15 protein-coding genes are annotated in these 22,309 nt (G+C 72.9%); 7 read left to right on the top strand and 8 right to left on the bottom strand.

Annotated elements, in window-relative coordinates:
- Nucleotides 1-75: 75 nt before the first annotated feature.
- The gene (locus tag IT347_07720; GenBank protein ID MCC6349463.1) at nucleotides 76-1,092 is read left to right on the top strand and encodes an urea transporter; all 1,017 of its coding nucleotides are present in this window, start codon (nucleotides 76-78) and stop codon (nucleotides 1,090-1,092) included.
- A gap of 111 nt (nucleotides 1,093-1,203) precedes the next feature.
- Here IT347_07720 and IT347_07715 read toward each other — a convergent pair whose 3' ends face one another.
- From IT347_07715 to secD, 7 genes are all read right to left on the bottom strand, one after another.
- Complete coding sequence (locus IT347_07715; protein MCC6349462.1) at nucleotides 1,204-2,379, bottom strand: asparagine synthetase B; 1,176 nt, start codon at nucleotides 2,377-2,379, stop codon at nucleotides 1,204-1,206.
- Between the two features lie 392 nt (nucleotides 2,380-2,771).
- Nucleotides 2,772-4,532: a tetratricopeptide repeat protein gene (locus IT347_07710; protein ID MCC6349461.1), complete on the bottom strand. Its 1,761-nt coding sequence runs from the start codon at nucleotides 4,530-4,532 to the stop codon at nucleotides 2,772-2,774.
- Nucleotides 4,529-7,861, bottom strand: coding sequence for a hypothetical protein (locus tag IT347_07705; protein ID MCC6349460.1), 3,333 nt, complete (start codon nucleotides 7,859-7,861; stop codon nucleotides 4,529-4,531). The genes IT347_07710 and IT347_07705 overlap by 4 nt, the downstream gene beginning before the upstream one ends.
- 17 nt (nucleotides 7,862-7,878) lie before the next feature.
- On the bottom strand, nucleotides 7,879-8,601 hold the full coding sequence (locus IT347_07700; protein MCC6349459.1) for a DUF4159 domain-containing protein: 723 nt from the start codon (nucleotides 8,599-8,601) through the stop codon (nucleotides 7,879-7,881).
- Between the two features lie 71 nt (nucleotides 8,602-8,672).
- Nucleotides 8,673-9,770, bottom strand: coding sequence for a hypothetical protein (locus IT347_07695; GenBank protein MCC6349458.1), 1,098 nt, complete (start codon nucleotides 9,768-9,770; stop codon nucleotides 8,673-8,675).
- A 16-nt stretch (nucleotides 9,771-9,786) separates the two neighbouring features.
- Nucleotides 9,787-10,707: a protein translocase subunit SecF gene (gene secF, locus IT347_07690; GenBank protein ID MCC6349457.1), complete on the bottom strand. Its 921-nt coding sequence runs from the start codon at nucleotides 10,705-10,707 to the stop codon at nucleotides 9,787-9,789.
- Nucleotides 10,708-10,723: 16 nt separating this feature from the next.
- Entirely contained in the window at nucleotides 10,724-12,277 is a 1,554-nt protein-coding gene (gene secD / locus IT347_07685) for a protein translocase subunit SecD (protein ID MCC6349456.1), read from the bottom strand.
- A gap of 670 nt (nucleotides 12,278-12,947) precedes the next feature.
- Between secD and IT347_07680 the strand changes: the two genes are divergently transcribed.
- From IT347_07680 to IT347_07670, 3 genes are all read left to right on the top strand, one after another.
- Nucleotides 12,948-13,685: a hypothetical protein gene (locus tag IT347_07680; protein MCC6349455.1), complete on the top strand. Its 738-nt coding sequence runs from the start codon at nucleotides 12,948-12,950 to the stop codon at nucleotides 13,683-13,685.
- Nucleotides 13,686-13,746: 61 nt separating this feature from the next.
- Entirely contained in the window at nucleotides 13,747-15,234 is a 1,488-nt protein-coding gene (guaB, locus tag IT347_07675; GenBank protein MCC6349454.1) for an IMP dehydrogenase, read from the top strand.
- Between the two features lie 66 nt (nucleotides 15,235-15,300).
- Nucleotides 15,301-15,855, top strand: coding sequence for a hypothetical protein (locus IT347_07670; GenBank protein ID MCC6349453.1), 555 nt, complete (start codon nucleotides 15,301-15,303; stop codon nucleotides 15,853-15,855).
- A 107-nt stretch (nucleotides 15,856-15,962) separates the two neighbouring features.
- Here IT347_07670 and IT347_07665 read toward each other — a convergent pair whose 3' ends face one another.
- Entirely contained in the window at nucleotides 15,963-16,727 is a 765-nt protein-coding gene (locus tag IT347_07665; protein MCC6349452.1) for a hypothetical protein, read from the bottom strand.
- A gap of 539 nt (nucleotides 16,728-17,266) precedes the next feature.
- Between IT347_07665 and IT347_07660 the strand changes: the two genes are divergently transcribed.
- The 3 genes from IT347_07660 to IT347_07650 are packed head-to-tail and all read left to right on the top strand — an operon-like array spanning nucleotide 17,267 to nucleotide 22,279.
- Nucleotides 17,267-18,742, top strand: coding sequence for a hypothetical protein (locus IT347_07660; protein ID MCC6349451.1), 1,476 nt, complete (start codon nucleotides 17,267-17,269; stop codon nucleotides 18,740-18,742).
- Nucleotides 18,739-20,748 carry a response regulator gene (locus IT347_07655; protein MCC6349450.1) on the top strand — a complete coding sequence of 670 codons (2,010 nt, stop codon included), beginning with the start codon at nucleotides 18,739-18,741 and terminating at the stop codon, nucleotides 20,746-20,748. The genes IT347_07660 and IT347_07655 overlap by 4 nt, the downstream gene beginning before the upstream one ends.
- 19 nt (nucleotides 20,749-20,767) lie before the next feature.
- Nucleotides 20,768-22,279: a response regulator gene (locus IT347_07650; GenBank protein ID MCC6349449.1), complete on the top strand. Its 1,512-nt coding sequence runs from the start codon at nucleotides 20,768-20,770 to the stop codon at nucleotides 22,277-22,279.
- Nucleotides 22,280-22,309: the final 30 nt, after the last annotated feature.

Here is a 22,309-nt window from a genome sequence, read left to right as displayed (position 1 = left end):
GCCGCCGGCCACGCGTTTTTTTCGGAGGCCGCCCCGGACCGGCGGGGCGATCGGAGCGATGCAGGAGGGATGCGAATGACGCCAGCGGACCACCGCGCCCCGGAAGCCGACACGCCCCTGCGGCTGACCGCAACGGGGCTCGCGGGCGACGGCACGGACCCGCCGCGACGGCTGCTGGCCTTCGTGGATTCGGTGCTTCGCGGCATCGGGCAGGTGATGCTGCAGAACAACGCCTTCACGGGCCTGCTCTTCCTGGCCGGCCTCTTCTTCAACTCCGCGCTGTTCGGCTGGGCGGCCCTGCTCGGCGCCGCCGTGAGCACGGCGGCCGCGACGCTTCTCGGCGCGGCACGTTCGCAGATTCGGGAGGGCCTTTTCGGCTTCAACGGGGCCCTCGTCGCCATCGCCCTGCTCTTCTTCCTGAAGCCGGACGCGCTGGCCTGGAGCTACGTCGTCCTCGCGGCCGCCTGCACGACCGTCCTCATGGCGGCGCTGATCCGCCTGTTCGGCACCTGGAAGGTTCCCGCGCTGACGGCGCCGTTCGTCCTCACGACCCTGGGCTTCGTGCTGGCCACCGCGCGCTTCGGCCGCCTGCATTCGACCGGCGTGCTGCCGACCGCCGGGCTTCCCACCGCCGCATCGGTCGAAGGGGTCGTGACCGCCGCGACCGTGGGCACGGGGCTGCTGACGGGCCTCTCGCAGGTCTTCTTCCAGGGCAACGCCATCACCGGCGTGTTGTTCGCCGTCGGGCTGTTCCTCAGCTCGCGTTCGGCGGGGGTGGCCGCGCTCCTGGGTTCCCTCGCGGGCCTGCTCACCGCCTGGGTCCTGGGAGCCGCCGAGCCGGCGATTCGCTCCGGCGCCTTCGGCTTCAACTCCGTCCTCGCGGCGATCGCGCTCGCGGGCGGCTTCGGCCCCGCCTCGACCTCGTACGCGGCGCTGGGCGCGATCGCGAGCGCGGTGCTGTTCGCGGCCCTGTCCGCCGCGCTGGCGCCGCTCGGGATGCCGGCGCTGACCTCGCCGTTCGTGCTGGTCGTGTGGCTCTTCCTGCTCGCGCGTCCGCTGCTGCGCCGGGTTCAGGAGGGGGCGGCGGCCTGAGGAATCGCGGGAGCGTTCACGCGCGTCCGGCGCCGCGCTGAAAGGTTCGCGGGCGGAGCGTGCCGCCGGGGTCACGGAGCGCCACGCCCGCCGGCGCGGAGCCGGCCGGCTTCACGTCTTCTGCTTCTTCTTCTCGGCCGCGGGGAAGAGCACGTTGTTGAGGATCAGCCGGTAGCCGGGCGAGTGCGGGTACTGGTCGAGCTTCGTCTCGGGATCGCCGACCATGTGCTGGTAGTCCTCGGGGTCGTGGCCGCCGAGAAAGGTGAAGGTGCCGCGACCGTACTGGCCGTGCAGGTACTTCACCTCGTCGGTGCCCTCGACCTCGCCGAGCACGAGCACGTTCGGCTTGAGCTTCGAGCGCCGGAAGCCGGTGCTCTGACCGAGGAACTCGGGCACGGCGTTGACGTGGTCCTGCGTCAGCATGGTCGGGACGGGATCGTTCTTGGCGCTGAACTCGAACAGCGTGAAGACCGTGTTGGGGCCCCGCTGGTTGGCCTCGGCGGTGACGTCAATGTCCGAGAACCGGTAGGCGATCGGGTCGGGCTCGAGCGTGAAGTTGCGGAACGCCAGCGTCTGGCTGAAATCGAGCTTCGACTGCGCGGCCGGATCGGGCGGATCGCCGTCGTACACGACGTCGGCGATGTCCACGCCCTGGGCCGCGAGCGCGATGTCGTAGGTGTCGGTCGCCGAGCACATGCCGAACATGAAGCCGCCGCGTCCGACGTAGTCGCGAATCGCGAGCGCGACCGCGCCCTTGAGCTGCGAGACCTTCGCGTATCCGAGCCGCGCCGCCATCGCCTTTTGCACCGCCTCCTCCTCGATGTACCAGGGCATCGAGTGGTAGGCCGCCCAGAACTTCCCGTGCTGCCCGGTGAAGTCCTCGTGGTGCAGATGGAGCCAGTCGTACTTCGCAAGATCGCCCTTGAGCACCTCCTCGTCCCAGACGCGCGCGTACGGGATGTCGGCGTACTGCAGGGCGAGCGTCACCGCGTCGTCCCAGGGCGGCGTGTTCGGCGGAATGTAGACGGCCACCTTCGGCGCCTTCTCGAGCGCCACCGACTCCATGTTCTCGTCGGCGATCTTCGCGCGGATCGCGGCCTCGGCGGAGCCGTTCACGGGTTCGAGCGTGACCCCGCGGATGTTCGCCTCGCGCTCGGTCGCCGGATCGTCGGCGAGCAGGAACGAGCCGCCGCGGTAGTTGAGCAGCCACTCGGCCTTCTGGCCCTGCTCGAGCACCCAGAACGTCAGCCCGTAGGCCTTCAGGTGATTCGTCTGCGCGTCGTCCATCGGCACGAGCAGCTTCGCGAATGCGGTGCCGGGCGCCAGCGAGCCGGCGAGCAGCGCGCCCGCGAGGCCGAGCACGAGCGGCAGCGCCTCGATCACCTCGGCGTGCGACTTCTCGCGCGGCTTCACGGCCGCTGCCGCGGGTCCGTCCGTGCCGGCGGCCGGCGCGCCGCCGGGATCGCCGTCGTGACCGGGCGGCGCCGGCGCGGGGGCGTCGAAACGCCAGATGCGCACCCTGCCGCGGCCGCGCGTGAACAGCAGCGCGATCGCCAGGCCGGCGAACGCGAGCAGCATGACCGGAATCGCGGCGAGCAGCGCGATCGCGCCGCCGACCGGACCGAGCCGGTGGACCTGTGGCCGCCCGAGCGGGCGGCCGCCCATGCCGTCCAGGCGCCTCACAGTCGCGACTCCCGGCGCAGACGCTCGACCTGGCGGCGCACTTCGGCGGCGTTCCAGGCCCGCGGGTAGCGTGCGAGGCACTCCTCGTACTGGGCCAGCGCCCGCCTGGGGTTCCCGAGCTTGAGCCACGCGTCGCCGGCCTTCTGCCGCGCGACCGGCGCGAGCCGGTCCCCGGGCAGCGAGTCGGCCACGACGGCGAGCGGCACGAGCGCGCCCGTCCAGTCGCCGGCCTCGCCGCGCAACTCGGCGAGCTGCAGCGCGGCTTCGGCGTGGAACGGTGAGGCGACCGGCAGCGCGCGCCACAACGAGTCCGCCACGCGCAGGGCGAGCGCGCGCTCGCCACGCCAGCGCTCCCACGCGAGCAGCCCGAAGGACCGCACGGCCGGGGCGCCGGGCTGCTCCTCGAGCAGGTAGACGCGCTGCAGCGCCGCGACCGCGTCCGGCGACTGCTCCTCGAGCGCGACGCGGCGGTAATTCTCCAGCGCCGAATCGCTCCGGCCGGCGAAGAACTGCGCCTCGGCGAGGGCGAAGCGCGCGGGCGGATAGAGGCGGGCGAGCGAGTCGAGCGCCGGCACGGCGGCGGCGGGCGGGCCGTCGCGAAGCTGCGCCCACGAGCGCTCGAGCGCCAGCTCGGGACGATCGCGCATCGCCTCGGCGCCGCGCGCCAGCAGCGCGCGCGCGTCGGTGGTGCGGCCGCCCTCGCGCAGCGAGCGCGCCAGCGCGAGCAGCAGGTCCTCGCCCCACTCGGAAGGCGGCAATCCCTGCAGCGCGCGCGCCAGGCGCGGGGCCGTCTCGCGCGTGCGGCCGGCGAGCGAGGCGAGCTGGTTCGCGCGCCGTGCGGAGTTGACGCGCAGCACCGGCGCGAAGGCGGTGTCGCCGGCCAGCGAGATCAGCGCCTCGGTGGCGGCCACCGAATCGCCGGCGAGCCCCGAGAAGAGCGCCTCGTCGGCGAACCAGCCGCGCAGCGGCGGCCGCCATTGCGGGCGGTCCGCGGCCGCGAGCGCGGCCGCCGCCTCGGCGGGCCTGCCCTGGCGCGAGAGCATCAGCGCCAGCCCCCGCACGAGGTCGCCGCGCTCCGGCAGCCGCGAGACCGCGAAGCGCAGCGCCTCGGTCGTGCCACGCGGATCCTGGGGCAGCAGCCGCAGCAGCGCCGTCAGCGCCCAGCGACCTTCGGGCGGCGAAACGGCCCAGGTCTCGACCGCGGCCTGCGCGGCGTCGCGCGGCCGGCCGAGCCTCTCGCTGGCGAGCACCATCTCGGGCGAGCCCAGCAGCGAGTCGCGCGCCGCCGCGCGTTCGGCGCGCAGCAGCGACTGAGTGCCGGCCCAGTCGTCCTGGGCGACGCGGATGCGCGCCAGCTCGAGGACGACGTACGGATGGTGCGGAGCGTCGCGCAGCACGACGCGCAGCGTGTCGAGCGCCCGGGAGAACTGGCCCGCGAGCCGCAGGTCCTGCGCGGTGCGAAGCGAGCGCGCGAGCGGCGGCGCCAGCGCCGGCACGGGACGCGCCGGCCGGGGCGATTCGGAAGGGGAGGGCACCGAGAAGTAAAAGGGCGGCGAGGAGTCCTGCATCTGCCGCGATCCGGCCAGCACGCGGATGACGGGCGGAGAAGGCGAGCGCGAGGCGCCGGGCGACTGCGACTGCGCCGCGGGCACGGGGAACAGCACAAGCGTCGCGAGTGCGACGGCCGGCCACCCGATCACCCTCCACCGGCGCGGGTCGGTCTCGCGGCGGCCCGCGAACGGCCGCCGCGGGCTCACTTCGGGCTCCCGTTCAGCCGCTGCAGGTAGCTCTCGATGAACGCGCGGTACTGCGACGGGTAACGGTCGGCGTCGGCCTTGAGCAGGTCGAAGCGCAGGCGGTCGTTCTCGCGCAGCAGCGACGGCGGCAGCTCCGCCGGCGAGGGCCGGGCCGCGTCCACGCCGGTGCGCGACTCGCGCTGCGGGTCGTAGTCGCGGCGGTTGAGAGAGCGCGCCGCGTCGAGCATGCGCGACAGGATGCGGTTCTGACGCTCCTCGAGGTCGTCCCCGGGCTGGCCGTCGCGCAGTTGCTCCTCGACCTCCTGCATGTCGCGACGGGTCTGGTCGAGCCGGCCGAGCAGTTGGCGGCGCTGGGCCTCCTCGGCCTCCACGGCCTCGAGCTCGGAGCGGATGCGGCCCTGTTCGTCGGCGAGGCGCCGCATCTCGGCGGCGTCGCCCTCGGACAGGCGCATCTGCTCGCTCAGCCGTCGCGCGAGCTCGCGCGAGCGCTGGTTGAGCTGGTCCTGGCGCTGGCCGAGGCCCTGCATCTGCTGGCTGCGGCCCGACCCGCTCTGGCCGCCGGGCTGCTGGCCGGGCCGGTTGCACATGCTGGCCTCGCTCTCGCGCAGCGCGTTCACGGCTTCGGCGAGCGCGGCGCGCGCCGCCCCGTTCGACTGCTCGCTGCGCGCGCGGTTGCCCTGCGACATCTCGCGGCCCGACTGCGACAGCCCCTGCATGGCCCGGCCGAGCGCCTCCGACACCTTCGGCGACAGGAACGGCGTCTGCTCCGAGAGCACGCCCAGCGAATCGGCGATGCGCGCCACGCCTTCGGACAGGTCGGTCTGGCGGCCCGCCTGCTGCTCGGGCGTGCGTCCGTCCTGCGGTGTCGTGGACGCCTCGGTGCCGAGCGAGACCAGGTCCTGCGCCGCCCGCCGCACCGCGGCGAGCTGCTCGGCGGAGCGCCGGGCCTGCGCCGACTGGCTGCTCCGCCGCATGCTCTGCGCCGCCTGCGCGAGACTCTGGCTCGCCTGCTCGCCCGAGCGCTGCGCCTTCGAGTCCTGCCCCGACTCGCTCTCCTGCGCCGCCTGATCCTGCTGCGTGGCGGCCTGCTGCTCGAGCTGCCCGGCGGCCTGCTCGAGGTCGGACTTCGCCTGCTCGCCGTTCATCTGCCCGGCGGATTCCCTCGCGTCCTTCGCCAGTTCGCGCGAACGTTCCGCCGCGTCGCGCTGGCGTTCAGCCTCGCGGTTCCGGTCGGCGCTCGCCTGCTCCCGCGGCGTGCGGGGCTCGCCGGCGTTCGCGCGTTCGCCGTGCTCGCGGTTCATCGCGTCCTGCCGCTTCTTGAGCTCGTCGGCGCGGTTGGCGAGCGCGTCGAGCTTCTCCTCGTCGCGAAGCTGCTTGAGCAGCGCCAGGCTGCGCTCGAGGTTCTTGAGCAGGTCGCGGTTCTGCTCGCGCATCTCGGGCAGCGTCTGCTCCAGGGTGCGCCGGTCCATCTGCTCGAGCGCCTTCTTCATCCGCTCGAGTGCGTCGCGGAACTCGGGGCTCTGGATCTGGCGCATCAGCTCGCTCATCTCGCGCAGCTTGTCCTGCAGTTCCGCGCGGAAGGCCTGTCGCTCGGCGGCGTCGCTGAGCTGCTGGCGCATGTCCTGGGCGGCGCGGTCGATCTGCCGGGAAAGCTCCTGCTGGCGTTCGGTGGCGCGCTTCATTTCCTCGGCGCGTTCGTACTGCGGGGAACTCTGCATGCCGGGCCGTGGCTGCTGGCGCTGAAGCTGGTCGAGCGACTTCTGCAGTTCGCGGGCCTGGTCCGCCACCTTCTGCAGCGACTGCTGGACGCGCTCCTGGCCCTGATCGAGGCTCGTGTACAGCTCCGAGATCGTCGGGAAGCGCAGATGGAACTCGCGGCTCACGGCGCGCGAAGGCCCGCCGATCCGGTTGTTGTCGCGGACCTCGAAGCGGAACGTGCCCGACTCGCCGGGCAGCAGCGCCAGCGCGCCCGCGTCCCAGGCGGCGGCGACGCGGGCCTCGCGCGGCTCGCCGGGGAACGACGAGAGCGGCACCTCGCGCCACGGCGCCGCCGCGTCCTTGCGGAACTGGAGCCGCAGGTCCGAAAGCCCGAGATCGTCCTGCGCGATCACGTCGAAGGGCACCTGCGAGCCCGCCGGCAGGTCGCCGTCGCCCTCGGGAGCCGCGACCGTGATGAGCGGGGGCGCGTCCGCGAGCGCCGCCACCCGGTACCGCCACTTCGCCCCGCCGGTCGAGGACGAAGCGGCCAGCGTCCACATGCCGTCGCCGTCCACGCGCACCTGCCCGCGCCAGCGCCGCGGCGTCACCTCGGCCCACGCCGCGGGCTTCTGTCCCGGCAGCGTCGCCGACAGCGCTTCGAGGTCGCGGTCGAAGGTCACCTCGATCCGCGCGAGGGACCCGCGCAGCGCGGTCAGGTCGCCGCGCGTCGAGGCACCGGACTGCACGGGCAGCCGCGCGTAGGCGGGCGCGCGGTACTCGAACGAGAAGCTCACGGGCTGCGGCTCGCCCGCGAGCGTGATGGCGTAGCGGTCGCTCTCGGTGCGCAGCACGCGCACGGCGTACTGGCGGGCCCGCGTGACCGGCGGAAGGTCGAAGCGCCAGCGCCGTGCGTCGCCGGCCTCCGACTCCAGCACCGGTGCGGGCGAGGGTCCGTCGCCGAGCAGCTTCGGCGCGGAATCCGTTCCGCCGACGCGGGCGCGGATCGCGAGCGTCGCGCCCGGACTCAGGCGGACCGAGCCGGGAGTCACATCGAGCGTCACCGGCGGCGCGGCGGCGCCCGGGTCCCAGAGGGTCCGCCACGAACGCAGCGCCGCCTGCGGCACGATCAGTCCGAGCGCGACGATCAGCGCGGCCGAGGCGCCGATCGCGGCGAGCGGCGCGCGCGCCGCGATCGGCGGTTTCGCGCCGGCGAGCGGTTCGGCGGCGAAGCGCTGACCGGCTTCGGCTGCGAGCGCGGAGGCGAGTTCGCCGGAGGTGTGCGCGTCGCGGCCGGATTCGAGATCGAGGGCGTTGCGCAGCCACGAGCGCAGCGCCGGGAAGCGCCGCTCGATGACTTCGAGCCAGTCGGCGAAGCGCGGGGCGTCGGCGGCGAAGGCGCGGACCGCGAGCGCCAGCGCCGAGAGCGAGGCGGCGCCGAGCAGCACGAGCCGCGCGAGCGAACCGCCGGGTCCGGCCGGCAGGGCGATGCCGATCGAGAACGCCACGGCGAGCAGCACCGCGCAGGCCGCGGCGGCCCGCAGCGCGTGGCGCGTCGCGAGCGCGCGGCGAACGGCCGCGTGCCGGCGGCGGAGCTGCGAAGTCAGGCTGGGCGACGGAGCGCGTTCGGGCATGAGTTCCTGCGGCGCGGTCAGTGCGTCAACGCGTAATGAACGATGTTGACGGCCATGCGCGCGGCGGCTTCGCGCTTCTCGGGCGGGTCCTTGTGGACGCTCTCGTCCTCGAGCCCGTCCCCGAGGTCGCAATCGAAGGAAAAGAGTACACAGAGCCTTCCGCCCCGAACAATGCCGAAGGCGCGCGCCGGCCCCCCGTCGTGCTCGTGGATCTTGGGCAGCCCGGCCGGGAACTCGTAAAGCTGGTGGAAGACCGGATGCGAGAAGGGCAGCTCGACCAGTTCGGCGTCGGGGAACAACTTGGCCATTTCGCGCCGGAACGAAGGGGCGATTCCATAGTCGTCGTCGGCCCACAGGAACCCGCCGGCATCGAGCCAGCGGCGCAGGTTGGCGGCCTCGGCGTCGGTGAATTTGATGTTCCCGTGACCTGCCGCGAACGCGAACGGGTACTGGAAGAGCGCCGCCGAGCCGGGTTCGACGACCGCCTCCTCGGTGCCCGCGACCGCGATGGTCGTGCGCTCGCGCACCGCCGCGAGCAGGTTGCGCAGCGAAGTCTGGTCGCCGTACCAGTCGCCGCCGCCGCCGTACTTGAGGCGTGCGATGCCGAATCCGCGCGCGCCCGGAGGGGTGGCGCCCTCGCGCTGCGTGACGCCGCGCGAAGCGGGTGCGCCCTGCGCGCGCGCGGGCGCGGAAGGCAGGGCAAGCAACAGGCAGGCGAGGGCCGTGGCGCGAAGGAGCATGGCCGGAAGGATAGCAAAGGGGGAGGGGCCATCGGGCCCCTCCCCCGGACGAACGCGGGACCGCGCGGGGATCAGCGCCGCGCGTCGCTCCCGGTGTAGAGCGTCGAGCCGTCCGGCATCCGGATCATGTTCGGACCGGTCGCGACACCGCCGGGATTCACGGCGTTGGCGCCGAGCGGGAAGATCTTCCAGCGACCTTCCTCCTGGCTGACCATGAACGATCCGCCGAAGACGCCCTGCACGTGCCCTTCCGCGTCCACCCGCAGGCCGCTGAAGTCCGAACCGATCCAGGCGATCACCTGGCCGTCGGCGTCCACCGCGGTGACGCGCACGAGATAGACCTGGCCGCTGATGGGCGGCGAATAGGTCAGGACGCGCGCACCCGTCGGGCTGCCCAGCTTGTACGAGGTCGCCGGCGCCGCGACGTAGCCGACGAACTGGTCGCGCACCAGACCGTTCCACACCGGCCGCGGCGTACCGCTCAGCACGTACTCGGCGTTGAGCGCGCTCGGGCGGAACTGGTAGACGTGGAGCCAGTAGCCGGCCGCGCCCGCGATCGCGCCCCACGACATCGTGAAGTTGGAGTCCGCCTTCGCCGGGAAGGCCTGGCCCGTGTAGACGAGCGAACTGGTGGTCGCGCCGGTCAGCCGCGCCGGGTTCGTGAGCGGAGACCTCGTGGTGGTGGCGCCCGCGAGCAGGCCGCGGGCCATGTAGGTCGCCGGCGAGAAGCCCGAAGGCCGCGAGTCGGTGAGCTCGTACAGTTCCCAGTGCGAGTCGAGCCACTTGCGCGGCGCGTTCACGATGTAGTCGCGCATCGGCTCGAAGCCGCCGTTCGAGGCGCGCCGGAAGAACTCGAAGCCCGACCCGTTTCCGCCGTCCAGCAGCATCGTCTGGACCGCGCCCGGACCGTTCCGGTAGACGGATTCGGTCGAGACCAGCGAGTCGCTCTCGGAAGGGCCCGCGGTGCCGCGGTCGAGGTAGTAGTAGACGTAGGTGGGCATGTCCGGCCAGACCATCAGCTGCGCCTCGGGGTCCGGGGTGCCCTCGAGTTGCGTGTAGGCGGCGTCCACGCTCGTGATCTTCCTGGCGCAGCCGGCCAGCGCGAACGGCAGGGCGAGCGCCGCGAGGGCGAGGGCCAGCAGGACGCGCGGAGTGAGGAAGCGGGTCATCTCTGCCTCTTTGTCGTTATTCGGCCTGGATGCCCTTGCGGCGATCCAGCGAGATCCAGATGTCGAGCGCCAGACCGCTGGCGACGTAGACCGACGAGTACGTCCCGAAGACGGTGCCGATCAGCATCGCGAACGAGAATCCGTTGAGAACTTCGCCGCCCCACACGAACAGCGCCAGCGCCGTCAGGAAGACCGTGAAGGCGGTGATGATCGTGCGCGACAGCGTCTCGTTGACCGCGATGTCCATGACCCGCGAATGCTTTTCCTTGCGCAGGGCCTTGGAGCGCTCGCGGATGCGGTCGAACACCACGATGGTGTCGTTGATCGAGTAACCGGCAATGGTGAGCAGGGCGGCGACGACGGTCAGGGAAACCTCTCGCCCGGTGAACATGAGGAATCCCAGCGTCACGAGCACGTCGTGCAGCAGGGCCACGACGCCGCCGAAGGCGAACTTGAACTCATAACGCCAGCCCACGTAAAGGAGAATCGCACCGAGGCTGGCCAGGACGGCCCACAGCGCCTTGGAGCGGAGCTCGCCGCCCACCTTGGGGCCGACGGTCTCGATCCGACGCTCCTCGACCTGGGTGTCCTTCAGGTGCGCCGCGACGGCCTGGGTGATCCGCGTGCCGATCACCCGGGCGTCGGTGGTGTCGCTCTGGACGCGGACCAGGAACTCGTCCTTCTGCGCGCCGGTCATCTGCTGGATCTCGGCGCCCCGGAAGCCGCCCGCGTCGAGCGCCTCGCGGACGTCGTCGGCGTGCGCGGCCGGAACGGTGCGGATCTGCAGCAGCGTGCCGCCGGTGAAGTCCACGCTGTACCTGGGGCCCTTCGTGAACAGCCAGGCGAGCGTCGCGAGCACGAGGACGGTCGAGAGGACGTACGCCACCCGCCGGTACTTCATGAAGGGGATGTTCGAGTCGTGCAGAATCTGGAGCATGGCCGCTTCGTCCTCGTCAGATGCTCAGCCGCTCGATCTTGCCGCGGCTCAGCCAGAAATCGTAGATCATGCGCGTGAAGAGCACCGCGGTGAACAGGTTGGCCACCAGGCCGATGATGAGCGTGACCGCGAAGCCCTTGATCGGGCCGGTGCCGAACTGGAACAGGAACAGGCCCGAGATGATCGTGGTCGAATGCGCGTCGAAGACGGTGCGGAAGGCGCGGTCGTAACCGGTCTCGACCGCCTGCCGGATGCTTCGCCCGCCGCGCAGCTCCTCGCGGATGCGCTCGAAGATGAGCACGTTCGTGTCCACCGCCATGCCGACCGTGAGGACGAGGCCGGCGATACCGGGCAACGTCAGCGTGGCGCCGAAGCCGGCGAGGCAGGCGATGATGTACACGGTGTTCAGCAGCATGGCGAACACCGCGATCAGCCCCGAGAGCTGGTAGTAGACGATCATGAACGCGATGACGAACACCGTGCCGATGACGCCGGCCTTGATGCCGTCGCGGATGGAATCGCCGCCCAGCGACGGACCGACGGTGCGCTCCTCGAGGATCCTGACCGGTGCGGGCAGGGCGCCGGCGCGCAGCACGATCGCGAGGTCCTTGGCGGTGGCGATGTCGATGGAGCCGCCCGTGATCGAGGCGTCGCCTGTCGGGATCCGGTCGCGGATGACGGGCGCCGACTGCACGCGGCCGTCGAGGATGATCGCGAGCTGGCGGCCGACGTTGGCGCCGGTCACGCGCGCGAAGTCGGAGCGGCCCTTGGGCGTCATCTTCATGCTCACGCCCCACGCGGCCGGGTTCGTCTGGTCGAGGCCGACCTGCGCCTCGGCGCTCGCCACCGAGCCGCCCGTCATCTCGGGTTCGCGCTTGAGCACGTAGAGCATGCGCCCGGTGATGCCGGCGTTGGCGATGTCCTCGTCGCCCCACAGCACCTGCGTGTCGGACGGCAGGATCGAGTCGAGCACCGCGGACGCGAACAGCTTCTCGACGACGCCAACCTCCTCCTTGGCGATGAAGCCCTGGTCGAGCATCCGGCCGGTGATCGGCTTGCTGCGCAGCAGCGAATCGGTTCCGGCCCCGGGGCGGTTGGCGAAGTAGTTGTCGAGGCGGCTGAAGGCGGCGGCGGCCTCCTCGGGCGTGCGGACCAGCTTGAACTCGAGCAGCGCCGTCTTGCCGATCAGTTCGATCGCGCGCTCGCGATCGGTCAGGCCCGGGAGCTGGACGGCGATGCGATCCTCGCCTTCGCGCTGCACCAGCGGCTCGGCGACGCCGAACTGGTCAATGCGGTTGCGGATGATTTCCATGGCCCGGTCGGTGGCGTCCTTCGCCTCGGCGGCGTTCAGGCGGGACTTGTCCACTTCGAGCAGGAGCTGCAGTCCGCCCTGCAGGTCGAGTCCGAGGTGCACGGACTGCTTGCGGAGCTTGGCGAGATCGTCCGGCTTCATGGCCTCCCGCTGCGCGGGAGTCGAGGTGTAGAAGCGGTAGGACGGAAAAAGGTAGACCGCCGCCAGGATCGTCACCGCGACGACGCCGAGCAGCTTCCACTGGTCCGAGCGAGACATGGCAGCCCCCAAGCGGTCAACAGCCGGGAAGGCGTGATCCACCCTCCCGGCGTGCACGGAACAAAATGAGGGCGGGAGTCTAAGGGCCGCCTCGCCGGAGTGTCAACGAACGCACCTGCATGCGGATTGGCCGGCTCGATCGCGCGGCGCCCGCTCCCGGCGCGGCGTCCTGCGCGGGTCGCACCACCCCCGCGTCCGTGCGTGATGCCGCATTCCCGTCGGCATGCCGGGTCGCGGGAGACGGACTCGCCGCGCGTGCCGCAGGCTGCTCGCGTTCGGGTGGGACGTGGGCGCTCACCGGCAGGGACGGAGACCGGATGGCGGCCGGCCTCGATCGGGAGCAGTTGCGATGCTCGTCAGGCATCGCGTTCGCATGAGGTGGGCGGGGAGTGGGAAACGTTGCGGCGTGTGGGGTGGGTTCCCGGCCGGTGAGCGCCGCGAAGGTCGCCGCAATCGCGGGGCCAGCGTCGCCGGCAGCGCAACCCGAGCGAGGCCATCGTGCGCCCTCCCCGCCTGCGACGCGGGGCCGACGTCGCCGACGCCGTCGAGTCGGAACGTTCGAGCACGAATCGCGCGGCATTTCTTGACACTCCGCGAGGCGCCTTCCTATAGTGCCGCCCCTACCGTACCGGGCCCCACCTATCCCAAGCGGAATGAGGAGTTTCCACCGATGATCCGTCGCGTTCGCCTCGCCGGCGTCGCGGTCGTCGCACTGCTCGCGAGCGCCTCGGTCGTGCGCGCTCAAGCGCCCGATACGACCACGGCCAGGCGCGAGGGTGCACTGCCCGGCCGTGGAGCGGTCGGCGCCCAGGCCGGCTCGTCGTTCTTCCTCTCCGAAGGGGATTACTCCCAGGGCGCGCAGCCGCGGATGTCGTTCGCGGGCCATTTCCGCTACGTCATCAGCGACGGCTGGCAATGGCAGGTGAGTCCGTACTTCACCTGGAGCGCCTACGCGGTCGGGACGGACGCGCCGTTCGCGGACCCGAACTTCCCCGCCGAGACGGACAAGGACTTCCACCTCACCCAGATCGTCGGCGCCAGCGGCCAGATCCAGAAGGTGTTCGGCAGGGGACGCACGCGCTGGCACCTCGGGGCGGGCCCCGCCATCTACCGCGTCGTGGTGCAGAACCACCGCAAGGTGCTTCGCGACCCCGTGACCGAGAAACGCCACCAGGGCACCTACCTCGGCGGGACCGCGGAAATCGGCGTGGAGCGGTTCCTCAAGTCGCTTCCGAACACTTCGCTCGAGTGGACGCTCGCCTACCAGGCCGCGTTCGCGAAGGACGACCAGTTCCCTTCCGGTTACAACGGCTCCGTGGGCGCGATCGAGCTGCGCTTCGGCGCCCACTACTACTTCGAGTTCAAGAAACCCAAGGCGCCCGACCTCATGAAGGCGCCGGCGCGATGACGACCCGAAGCCGCAGCGGGCCCCGCTGCGGCTTCGCGCCTTCGGGGCAGGAGGCTCCCGCGTGAACGACCGGGTCCCGTGGACCGAGAAGGTGGGTCCGGAGGCGCTCACCTTCGACGACGTCCTGCTCGTGCCGCGCTTCTCGGCCGTGCATCCGCGCGAGGTGCTCACGCGCTCGCGTTTCTCGCGGAACATCCCGATCCAGATCCCGATCGTCAGCGCCGCCATGGACACGGTGACCGAGGCGGCGATGGCGATCGCACTCGCCCGCGAGGGCGGCATCGGCGTGATCCACAAGAACCTCGCGATCCCCGAGCAGGTGGCGCAGGTGGACCGCGTCAAACGCTCCGAGAGCGGCATGATCGTGGACCCGGTCACGCTGCCGCCGGGCGCCTCGATCGGCGAGGCGCGCGCGATCATGTCGCGCTTCCACATCTCGGGCGTGCCGATCACGCAGGACGGCCGGCTGGTCGGCATCCTCACGAACCGCGACCTGCGCTTCGAGGACGACGACTCGCGCGTAGTTTCGGAAGTGATGACCAAGGCGAAGCTGGTCACCGCGCCGGTGGGCACCACGCTCCTCGGCGCCCGCGACATCCTCGCGAAGCACCGGATCGAGAAGCTGCCGATCGTGGACGACGAGGGCCGCCTGAAGGGCCTGATCACCGTCAAGGACATCGAGAAGCGCATCAAGCACCCCGACGCCTGCAAGGACGAGCTGGGCCGCCTCCGCGTCGCCGCGGCCGTGGGCGCGGGTGGCGACTTCCTCGAGCGTGCGCAGGAGCTGATCAAGGCGGGCGTGGACGCGCTGGTCGTGGACAGCGCGCACGGCCACTCGTCGGGGGTGATCGAGGCGACGCAGCGACTGCGCGCGGGCGTGAGCGGCGCCGACATCGTGGTCGGCAACGTCAGCACGGCCGAGGGCGCGAAGGCGCTGGCCGACGCCGGCGCCGACGCGGTCAAGGTCGGCATGGGGCCCGGAGCGATCTGCACGACCCGGGTCGTGACCGGCGCCGGCATGGCGCAGATCACCGCCGTGCTCGAAGCGGCGCGCGCCCTCGAGGGCAGCGACGTTCCGCTGATCGCCGACGGCGGCATCAAGTACTCGGGCGACATCGTCAAGGCGATCGCCGCCGGCGGGCACTCGGTCATGATCGGCGGCCTGTTCGCCGGCACCGAGGAGAGCCCCGGCGAAACCGTGCTGCTCGAGGGCCGCCAGTACAAGGTCTACCGCGGCATGGGCTCGCTGTCGGCGATGGCCGCGGCGAAAGGCAGCCGCGAGCGCTACTTTCAGGAAGCCACCGACGAGCTCGCCAAGCTCGTGCCCGAGGGCATCGAGGGCCGCGTGCCGTTCAAGGGCCCCCTGCACTCGACCGTGTTCCAGATGGTCGGGGGGCTGCGCGCCGGCATGGGCTACTGCGGCGTCCGCACGATCGACGAGCTGCGAACGCAGGCGCGCTTCGTGCGCATCAGCGGCGCGGGGCTGCGCGAAAGCCACCCGCACGACATCAAGATCACCAAGGAGGCGCCCAACTACGAGGTCCGCTGACCTTCCGGTTCTTCGGCTGTCGCCCAGTCTCGCCATCGTGTCGTTCCTTCCCGTGAGGAGGCGTGCATGCGATCGTTCGGGAGTCGTCGAGGCAACACCGCCGTCCGCTTCATGGTCGAGCAGAGCGCGCGCCGCCGCCTGTGGGCGAGCCTCGGCCCGGAGCGCGGCGGGGAACCGGAGGAGGATCGCGACCCGCTCGCGGTGCGCTGGACGCGCGAGTTCTTCGAGCGCGTGCGCCGCCACGCGGTCCCGCGGATGGCGCTCGTCGAGCCGTTCGAGGACCGCGGCGAGCTGCGCTTTCACGGCGGCGACCGGCTGTCGCTGTGGGCGCTCACGACCCCGCTCGAGCTGGTGATCGCCTACGAGCACGGCGAGAGCCCGGTGTCCCTGCGCGAACGCGCCCGCCGCTGGCTCGCCTGCCTCACGACCCGCACCGCCCCGGGGCTGGCGTCGCGCCACTGGGGGCACCCCGTCTACGGCGCGCGGCTCGATCCGCGCAGCGACGAGCTCGACGTGGTGTGGGCCGTGCCCGGAGACTGGCTCGGGATCGTCGCCAGCGAGCTGCCGATGCCGCGCGAGCACGACCTGCCGCAGCAGTGGGAGGAGATGGCGCGCGCGTAGCCGGGGACCGGCCTCTGGCGGAAAGACGGGGACCCCGGGGCGAATGCCCCGGGGTCCCGCTCATGCCCCGCGACTGGACGGTCGACCGGGCAGAGGATGCGCGCGGCTCAGGCCTTCGGCAGCTCGAACTTGAAGCCGGGGTTCAGCTGGCGGATCTCCGACACCACGCGCTCGAGGCTCTCCTCGGTCTCGGCGCTCCGCGTCGTGCGCCAGGCCGAGTACAGCTCGAGCAGTTCGTCCTGCTTGACGCGCAGCAGCTCGCGCTGCGAGTGCTCGTCAATGCTGCGCTCGAGGTGGTAAACCTCGCCGTTCGAGAAGCGCTTCATCAGGTCGAGGTACTCGCCGCGCATGTGCGAAAGGATCCGCAGGTACTTCTCGAACCCCGTGGACAGCTTCTCGAGCACGTCCGCGACGCCCGCGTTCTTGCGGTGCATCTGCTGCGAGTAGGTGTAGGCGAAGTGGTAGTACGTCTTGCCGCGGCCGATGTAGGCCTCCTCGCTCGGCTGAATCCGGGCCCGGCCGGCGCCGGCGATGGTCGGATTGTCGAAGATGCCGATCGAGACCAGCAGGAAGTCGGCGTTGGTCTTGTAGACCTGGTACTTGAGCCGCGCGTCGGTCGAGTTCGACAGGCGACGGAAGACGTCGGTGTCGTACTTGGACAGGAACCGCCTGGACTGCTCCACGTACTCGGGGTTGATGAACGAGTGCAGCAAGTGCGCGAGGTAGACGTTCACGTCCTCGTCGTAGCAGTCCTGATTCGAGACCAGCCCCGTCTCCATGCGGCTGTACAGGAGACAGTTGATCATGAAGTAGTACGTGGGCTGCAGGTCGCGGCTGGCGTCCTTCAGATCGACGTAATGACGCGGGTTCATGTCGGGCCTCGGCGCTCGGCTTTCCTCCACCCGGGACCGGATTCCCGGTCCCCTCGTGGGCCTTCACGAGGACTTGATTGCAGCCGCCGTGCCATCGCGCGCGCCGCGCGCCGCGGCCGCCGCTGGACCGTCCGCGTTCCACGAACGGCCCGCGGCGACGGGGATGAAGCCTCGATTCGATCGTCACTTCAGTGTCAGCCCCCGCACGTCGTGGGTGCGATGCCCCGATTCGGCCCTGCCGGTGAGCACCGCGCCGGCGCTGCGCCGACGCCCCCGATCGCCCGATGCGATGCCGCGTTTCGCAATTGTCTTTCGGGGGATGAAGAACTCTTGCGAGGTTCGTTCGGTTCAGGCACAAGGGCGGCATGGCGTTGTCGAACCGGCGTCCTCCCGGCAGCGGGCATCGCGGGCTGCACGGCCCGCCGGGCACCGGTCGTGGCGCATCGTGAGAGCGCTCATGTGCCTGCGGGGCATGTCGCTTGCCTGAACTCCCCGGTGATGCATCCTGCGTGCGACGTGCACCCCCAGGAGCCGAGACGATGACCGCGACGCCTTCCGGCAACGAACACCCGCAGCCGTCCGCGAGCGACGGGCGCGAGCCGCACCTGGGCCTGCGCCTGCGGCTGTGGCTGGCGTGCGCCTCGGGTGGGGCCATTGCCGGCCTGGGCTCGCTGTGGGTGCTCGGCACGCGCGTGCGGCCCGGCGCGACCGACCCGGCGGAACTGCTGGCCTGGCTCGGCGGCGTGGCGCTGCTCGCGCTGCTCGCCGGCCTGGCGTTCGCGCTGTGGCTCGACCATCACATCGTCGGCCACCTGCGCGGCCTGCTGCGCGGTGTGGACTCCGACCGTGTCGCCGAACTGCGCGGACTGCCGGGCGCGCGCGGCTGGGGCGAACTCTCGCGGCTCTCGGGCGCCGTCACGGACCTGCTCGGCCAGCAGCGCCGCAGCGCCCGCTCGGTCGCCGAGACGGAAGCGTTGCGCGCCCAGCTCGGCAAGCTCCAGGACGCCGTCGAGCGCTGGGCGCGCGAGGAAACGTGGACCGCGCCGCTGCTGTCGCCCGGGCCGGCCGAGGAGCTGAACGAATGGATCTCGCGCGGCATCGCGCGCCGCTCGGCGGTGGACGAGCAGAACCGCGAAGTCGCCTCGCAGATCGCGGGCGAGCTCGCGGCCGCGCTCGCCGACGCGCAGGATTCCGCCGCGCAGGCGGAGCGCGGATTCGTCGAAGCCACCGCGCTGCTCACCACCGTGCGCGAGCTTCAGCGGCTGTCCGCCGAACTGCAGGGCGCGCTCGACGCTCTGCCGGCCGCCGCGCCCGCGGCGCCGCCGGCGACGCGCGAAGTGCTCGAGGGGCTGGTCGCGGCCTCGCACGAGAGCGTGGAGTCGCTCGGCCAGGGCATGTTGCGAGTGCAGGACGTGGCCGAGCAGGTGCGCCAGCTGGCGAACCGCGCCACCCTGATCGCGATCCACGTCGTCAGCTCGGCGCAGCTCGAAGGCGGACCCGAGGGCGACGTGGCCAGCGAGCTCAAGCGGCTGACCCGCGACGTGCGCGAGATGACCGAGCGCGCGGGCCAGTTCGCCCTCGAAGTCGAGAGCGCGGTCGCCGACGCGTCCGCCCGAATGCGCGACGCGCGTGAGCACGCGCTGGCGCGTCTCGAGGCGCCCGAGGCGGCGGGCGCGACCGCGTCGGCCGGCGACGCGCGCCCGCCCGGCGACGCGCAGCGGCTGCTCGAACGCGTGCGCGAGATGGTGCAGGACGCGGCCCGCAAGGGAGAGCGGCTCTCGCAGGCGGGCGAGCGCGCCTCGCGCGCCGCCGAGCGGCTGGCGCGCCGCGTGGACGAGGAAGCCGCCGAGAGCGAAGCGCTGGCGCTGAGGCTCGCGCCCGCCGCGCCGGCGGGCGAGCGCGACGCGGCTCCGCCGACCGTCGAACTGCGCCTGCTCGGCGAGACGCCGCCGCCGGGCGAGGCGCCGCCCGCCGACGGCGAGCACGCGGACGAGCCACGCGAGGAGCGCCCGTGAACGCGCCCGGGCCCGGAACCCGGCGCGCCGCCGACCCGGCCGAGGGCGAGATCGCCCGCGGCCTGGTCGAGGCGCTGCGCCGCGCGCTCGAACCGGACGCGCCGGCGCGGGCGCGCGCGGTCGCGCGCGGCATCGCGCAGGTGCTCGGGCTCGAGGGACTCGATCAGGCGCTTCACGAGCTGGGCCGCGAGGTCGTGGGCGAGCGTCCGACGGATCTCGCGCACGTCGAAGCGCGCCTGACGCGCCTCGCCGACGAGGCCGAGGCGGCGCAGTCCACGCAGCCGCTGCTCGCCGCCGAGACGGAACTGCAGGCGCTCGCGCGCGCGCTGCGCGACACCGAATGGGCCGGCGAGGGCGCGGACGCCGTGCCCGTCTATGCCGTCGCCGACGTGCTCACCGGGCTGCCGCTCGAGCCCGATGCCGACCTCGGCCGCGCCCGCGTCACCGCGCCCGTGGCCGCCTCGCTGCGCGCCGCGCTCGACTGGATCGGCGCCGACGAAGCGCTCGTCCTGCAGGCGGGCTTTCACGATTCGGCGCTGGCGCTGACCTGTCCGGTCGCGCACGAAGGCGGGCTCGCGCCCGCCGGCGCCGTGCTCGCGACCGTGGAAGGCAGCCTCGGGCCCGAGAGCGACGGGCGCTGGACGCTGCGCGTGCCGCTGCACGTCGAGCGGCCTTCCTTCCTGCTCGTGCGCATCGGCCACGTGCCGGCCGCGATTCCCTGGCACTCGGTCGCGCGCCTGCGCATGCACTCGCCGGCCGAGTGGTCGGCCGCGCCCGAGCCCGTGCTGGCTCCGCTGGCCACGCCGTCCGGCGGCGAGGACGAACGTCCGGGCGCGCTCGTGGCGCTGGGGCTCACGCGCGCGTGGCTGGTCGCCGACCGCATCGTCTGGCGCATCGCCGCCCACGCCGAGCCGGCGGAGGAACGCGGACCCTTCGGCGCCGCGACGCGCGCCGTGCGGGTCGAGAGCGGCGAGCTCTACTGGGTGCTGGAGCCCGCATGGCTGCTGCGCACCACGGTCCCGATCGCCGTCGCCCCGCCCGCGCCGCGCCCGCGCCCCGGAGTCGTTTCCGCGCCGGGCCCCGAGGTGCAGATGGCCGCCGCGCAGGCCGCGGCGCTGGCCAACGCGCCGCGCGTGCGTGCCGGCGCGCCGCCCGCAGGCGGCGCGGCGGGCGAGGCTCACTCGCTCGCCGACGCGGTCGCGCGGGCCATTGATCTGCTGCGCGGCGAGCGCGAGGCCGCCGCGGCTTCGGCGCCGCCGCCACGAGTCGTCGAGCCCAGCCTGACCGTGCTGCGGCCCGAGGACGTGACGCCGCTCGACGGGTCGCCGGAGCCGGGGTCCGATGTCGTGGCGACCGCAGATCCGACGAACGACGCTCCGGCGCCGGGCACGGTGAACGCAGAATCACCGGCGAGCGTCGCGGAGCGGCCCGGGGCTGCCGCCGCGCCCGCGAACACCACCGAAGAGCCCTCCGCTGCCGCGGCGCCCTCGCCGGATGGCGGCGAGCTCCCGCCGGCCGCGCCCGTCGCCGCCTCGCCTGCAGCGGGCGACGTCGCCGCGTCCGCCTCCGCCGCGCCCGCCGCGGGCGTGGTCGCGGCGGCCCCCGCCGGCGACGCGGAGAGCGAGCGGCCCTCGCGGCGCATGTCCATGCCCGGCCGCCGCGCGCTGGTCGCCGACGACTCGCTCGTCGCGCGCATCTTCCTCGCCCGGCTGCTCGAGCGCCGCGGCTTCTTCGTCGAGCTGGTGGGCGACGGCGAGAGCATGTGGCACGCGCTCAGCCGCGGGCCCTGGTCACTCGTCTGCGCCGACGCGACCATGCCCGACTCGCACGGACGCGGGCACGTCGAGCGGCTGCTCGACTTCCGCGGCGCCTGCCGCGAGCCCTTCCGGCTCATCCTGCTCACCCGCGACGCCGGCGAGGAACGCGAGGCGGCGTCCGCCGGCGCCACGCTGTGCCTTCGCAAGCCTTTCGACGCCGAAACGCTCGACGATCTGCTCTCCCGCTGATCCCCACCCGGAGCCCGACGTGACCCCGCTTCCCCCACTCGCCACCGCCCGCCGCATCCCCGCCCCGCTGGTGCTCGTCGCCGACGACGACGCGCGCGTGCTCGAACTGCTGCGCATCGCGCTCGCGAACCAGCACTGGCGCGTCGTCGCGGCGGCCGACGGCAACGAAGCCATCCGGCTCGCGCGCGCCGAGCGCCCCGACGTCGCCGTGCTCGACGTGCGCATGCCCGGCAAGGGCGGTCTCGAAGTCTGCGACTGGCTGCGCCACGACCCCGAGGACCCGCATGTGCCGGTCGTGCTCGTGTCGGTCCACGGCGACACCGAGGCGCGCATTGACGGGCTCTCGCGCGGGGCCGACGACTTCCTGCCCAAGCCCTTCTCGCCGAAGGAACTGATCGCGCGCGTGCAGCGGTTGCTCGTGCGCGAGGGCGAGGCGCGCATCCAGCGCCGCCGCAGCGGCGAGCTCGAGCGCGAGCTGGTGCGCGCGCAGGTCGAGGCGCGCCGCGCGCAGGCCGATGCCCGGCGCGAGCAGCGACTGCGGGCGCTGGCGTTCGGAGCCGGGCGCGAGCTGGCCCGCGTGCTCGACGCGGACGACCTCGCCGAACGCGTGCTGGCGCTCGCGCACCGCATGCTCGGCTGCGGCATGCTGGCGCTGCTGGCGCCCGATCCCGACCACGACCCGGCGGTGTCCTTCACGGTCCGCGCGAGTCGCGGCGAGCCCGGGGCGACGCGCGCGCGCGCGCGGATCGCCGCCGGCGGCGAGCTGGCGCAATTGCTCACCGGCCTCGGCCGGCCGATCACGCGGGCCGACCTCGAGCGCTTCGCCGAGGTCCGCGAGGAGCTGGCCCCGCTCTCGGCCTTCGGCGCGGCCCTGCTCGCGCCGCTGCGCTCGGGCGCCGGCCTCGAGGCCGTGCTCGTCGCCGACGAGCGGCCCGATGGCGCCGCCTTCACCGCCGACGATCTCGAATCGTTCGGGGCGCTCTGCGATCTCGCGGCCACCGCGCTGCAGAACGCCAACCGCTTCCGTGCGGCGCAGGACCGCGCGCTCGAGCTGGTCGCCGAGCGCGCGACCCCGCGCGAGCGGGACCGGCTCGCGGCGGCCGAGGCGGGCGCCCTGGCCGAACGCGCCGCGCGCGAGCTGGCGCTGCCGGCGCGCGAGCGCGCGCTGGTGCGACACGCCGTCGCGCTCGGCTCGTGGGGCTGGAGCGCTCCCGGGCGCGCGGCGATCGAGGACCTGCGCCGCGACGATCCGACCCGGCGGCTGGCGCTGCTGCAGGAGCTGGTGGACTCGGGCGAGTCGCTCGACGCGGGCAACGGGGCGCCGATCGAGGAGCGTCACGCCATGCTGGTGACCGCGGTGTGCGTCCGCTACGCGATGATGCGCGCCTCGGGCCGCAGCCCGATCGAGAGTCGCACGACCGCGCTGGCGTGGACGGGCGCGTGCCTCGACGGCCTCGTGAGCGAGGCGCTCGCGCGGGCGTTCGGCGAAAGCCCCGCGGCCGCGGTTTCGGCGGGCCACCGCGCGGCCTGAGGCGCGCCGCGAGCGGACGCGAACCGGCCC

Source organism: Candidatus Eisenbacteria bacterium (genome assembly GCA_020847735.1).
Classification (GTDB): domain Bacteria; phylum Eisenbacteria; class RBG-16-71-46; order RBG-16-71-46; family RBG-16-71-46; genus CAIXRL01.
Note: the sequence above shows the minus strand (reverse complement) of the source record. Positions and strands in the feature narration are given on the sequence as shown.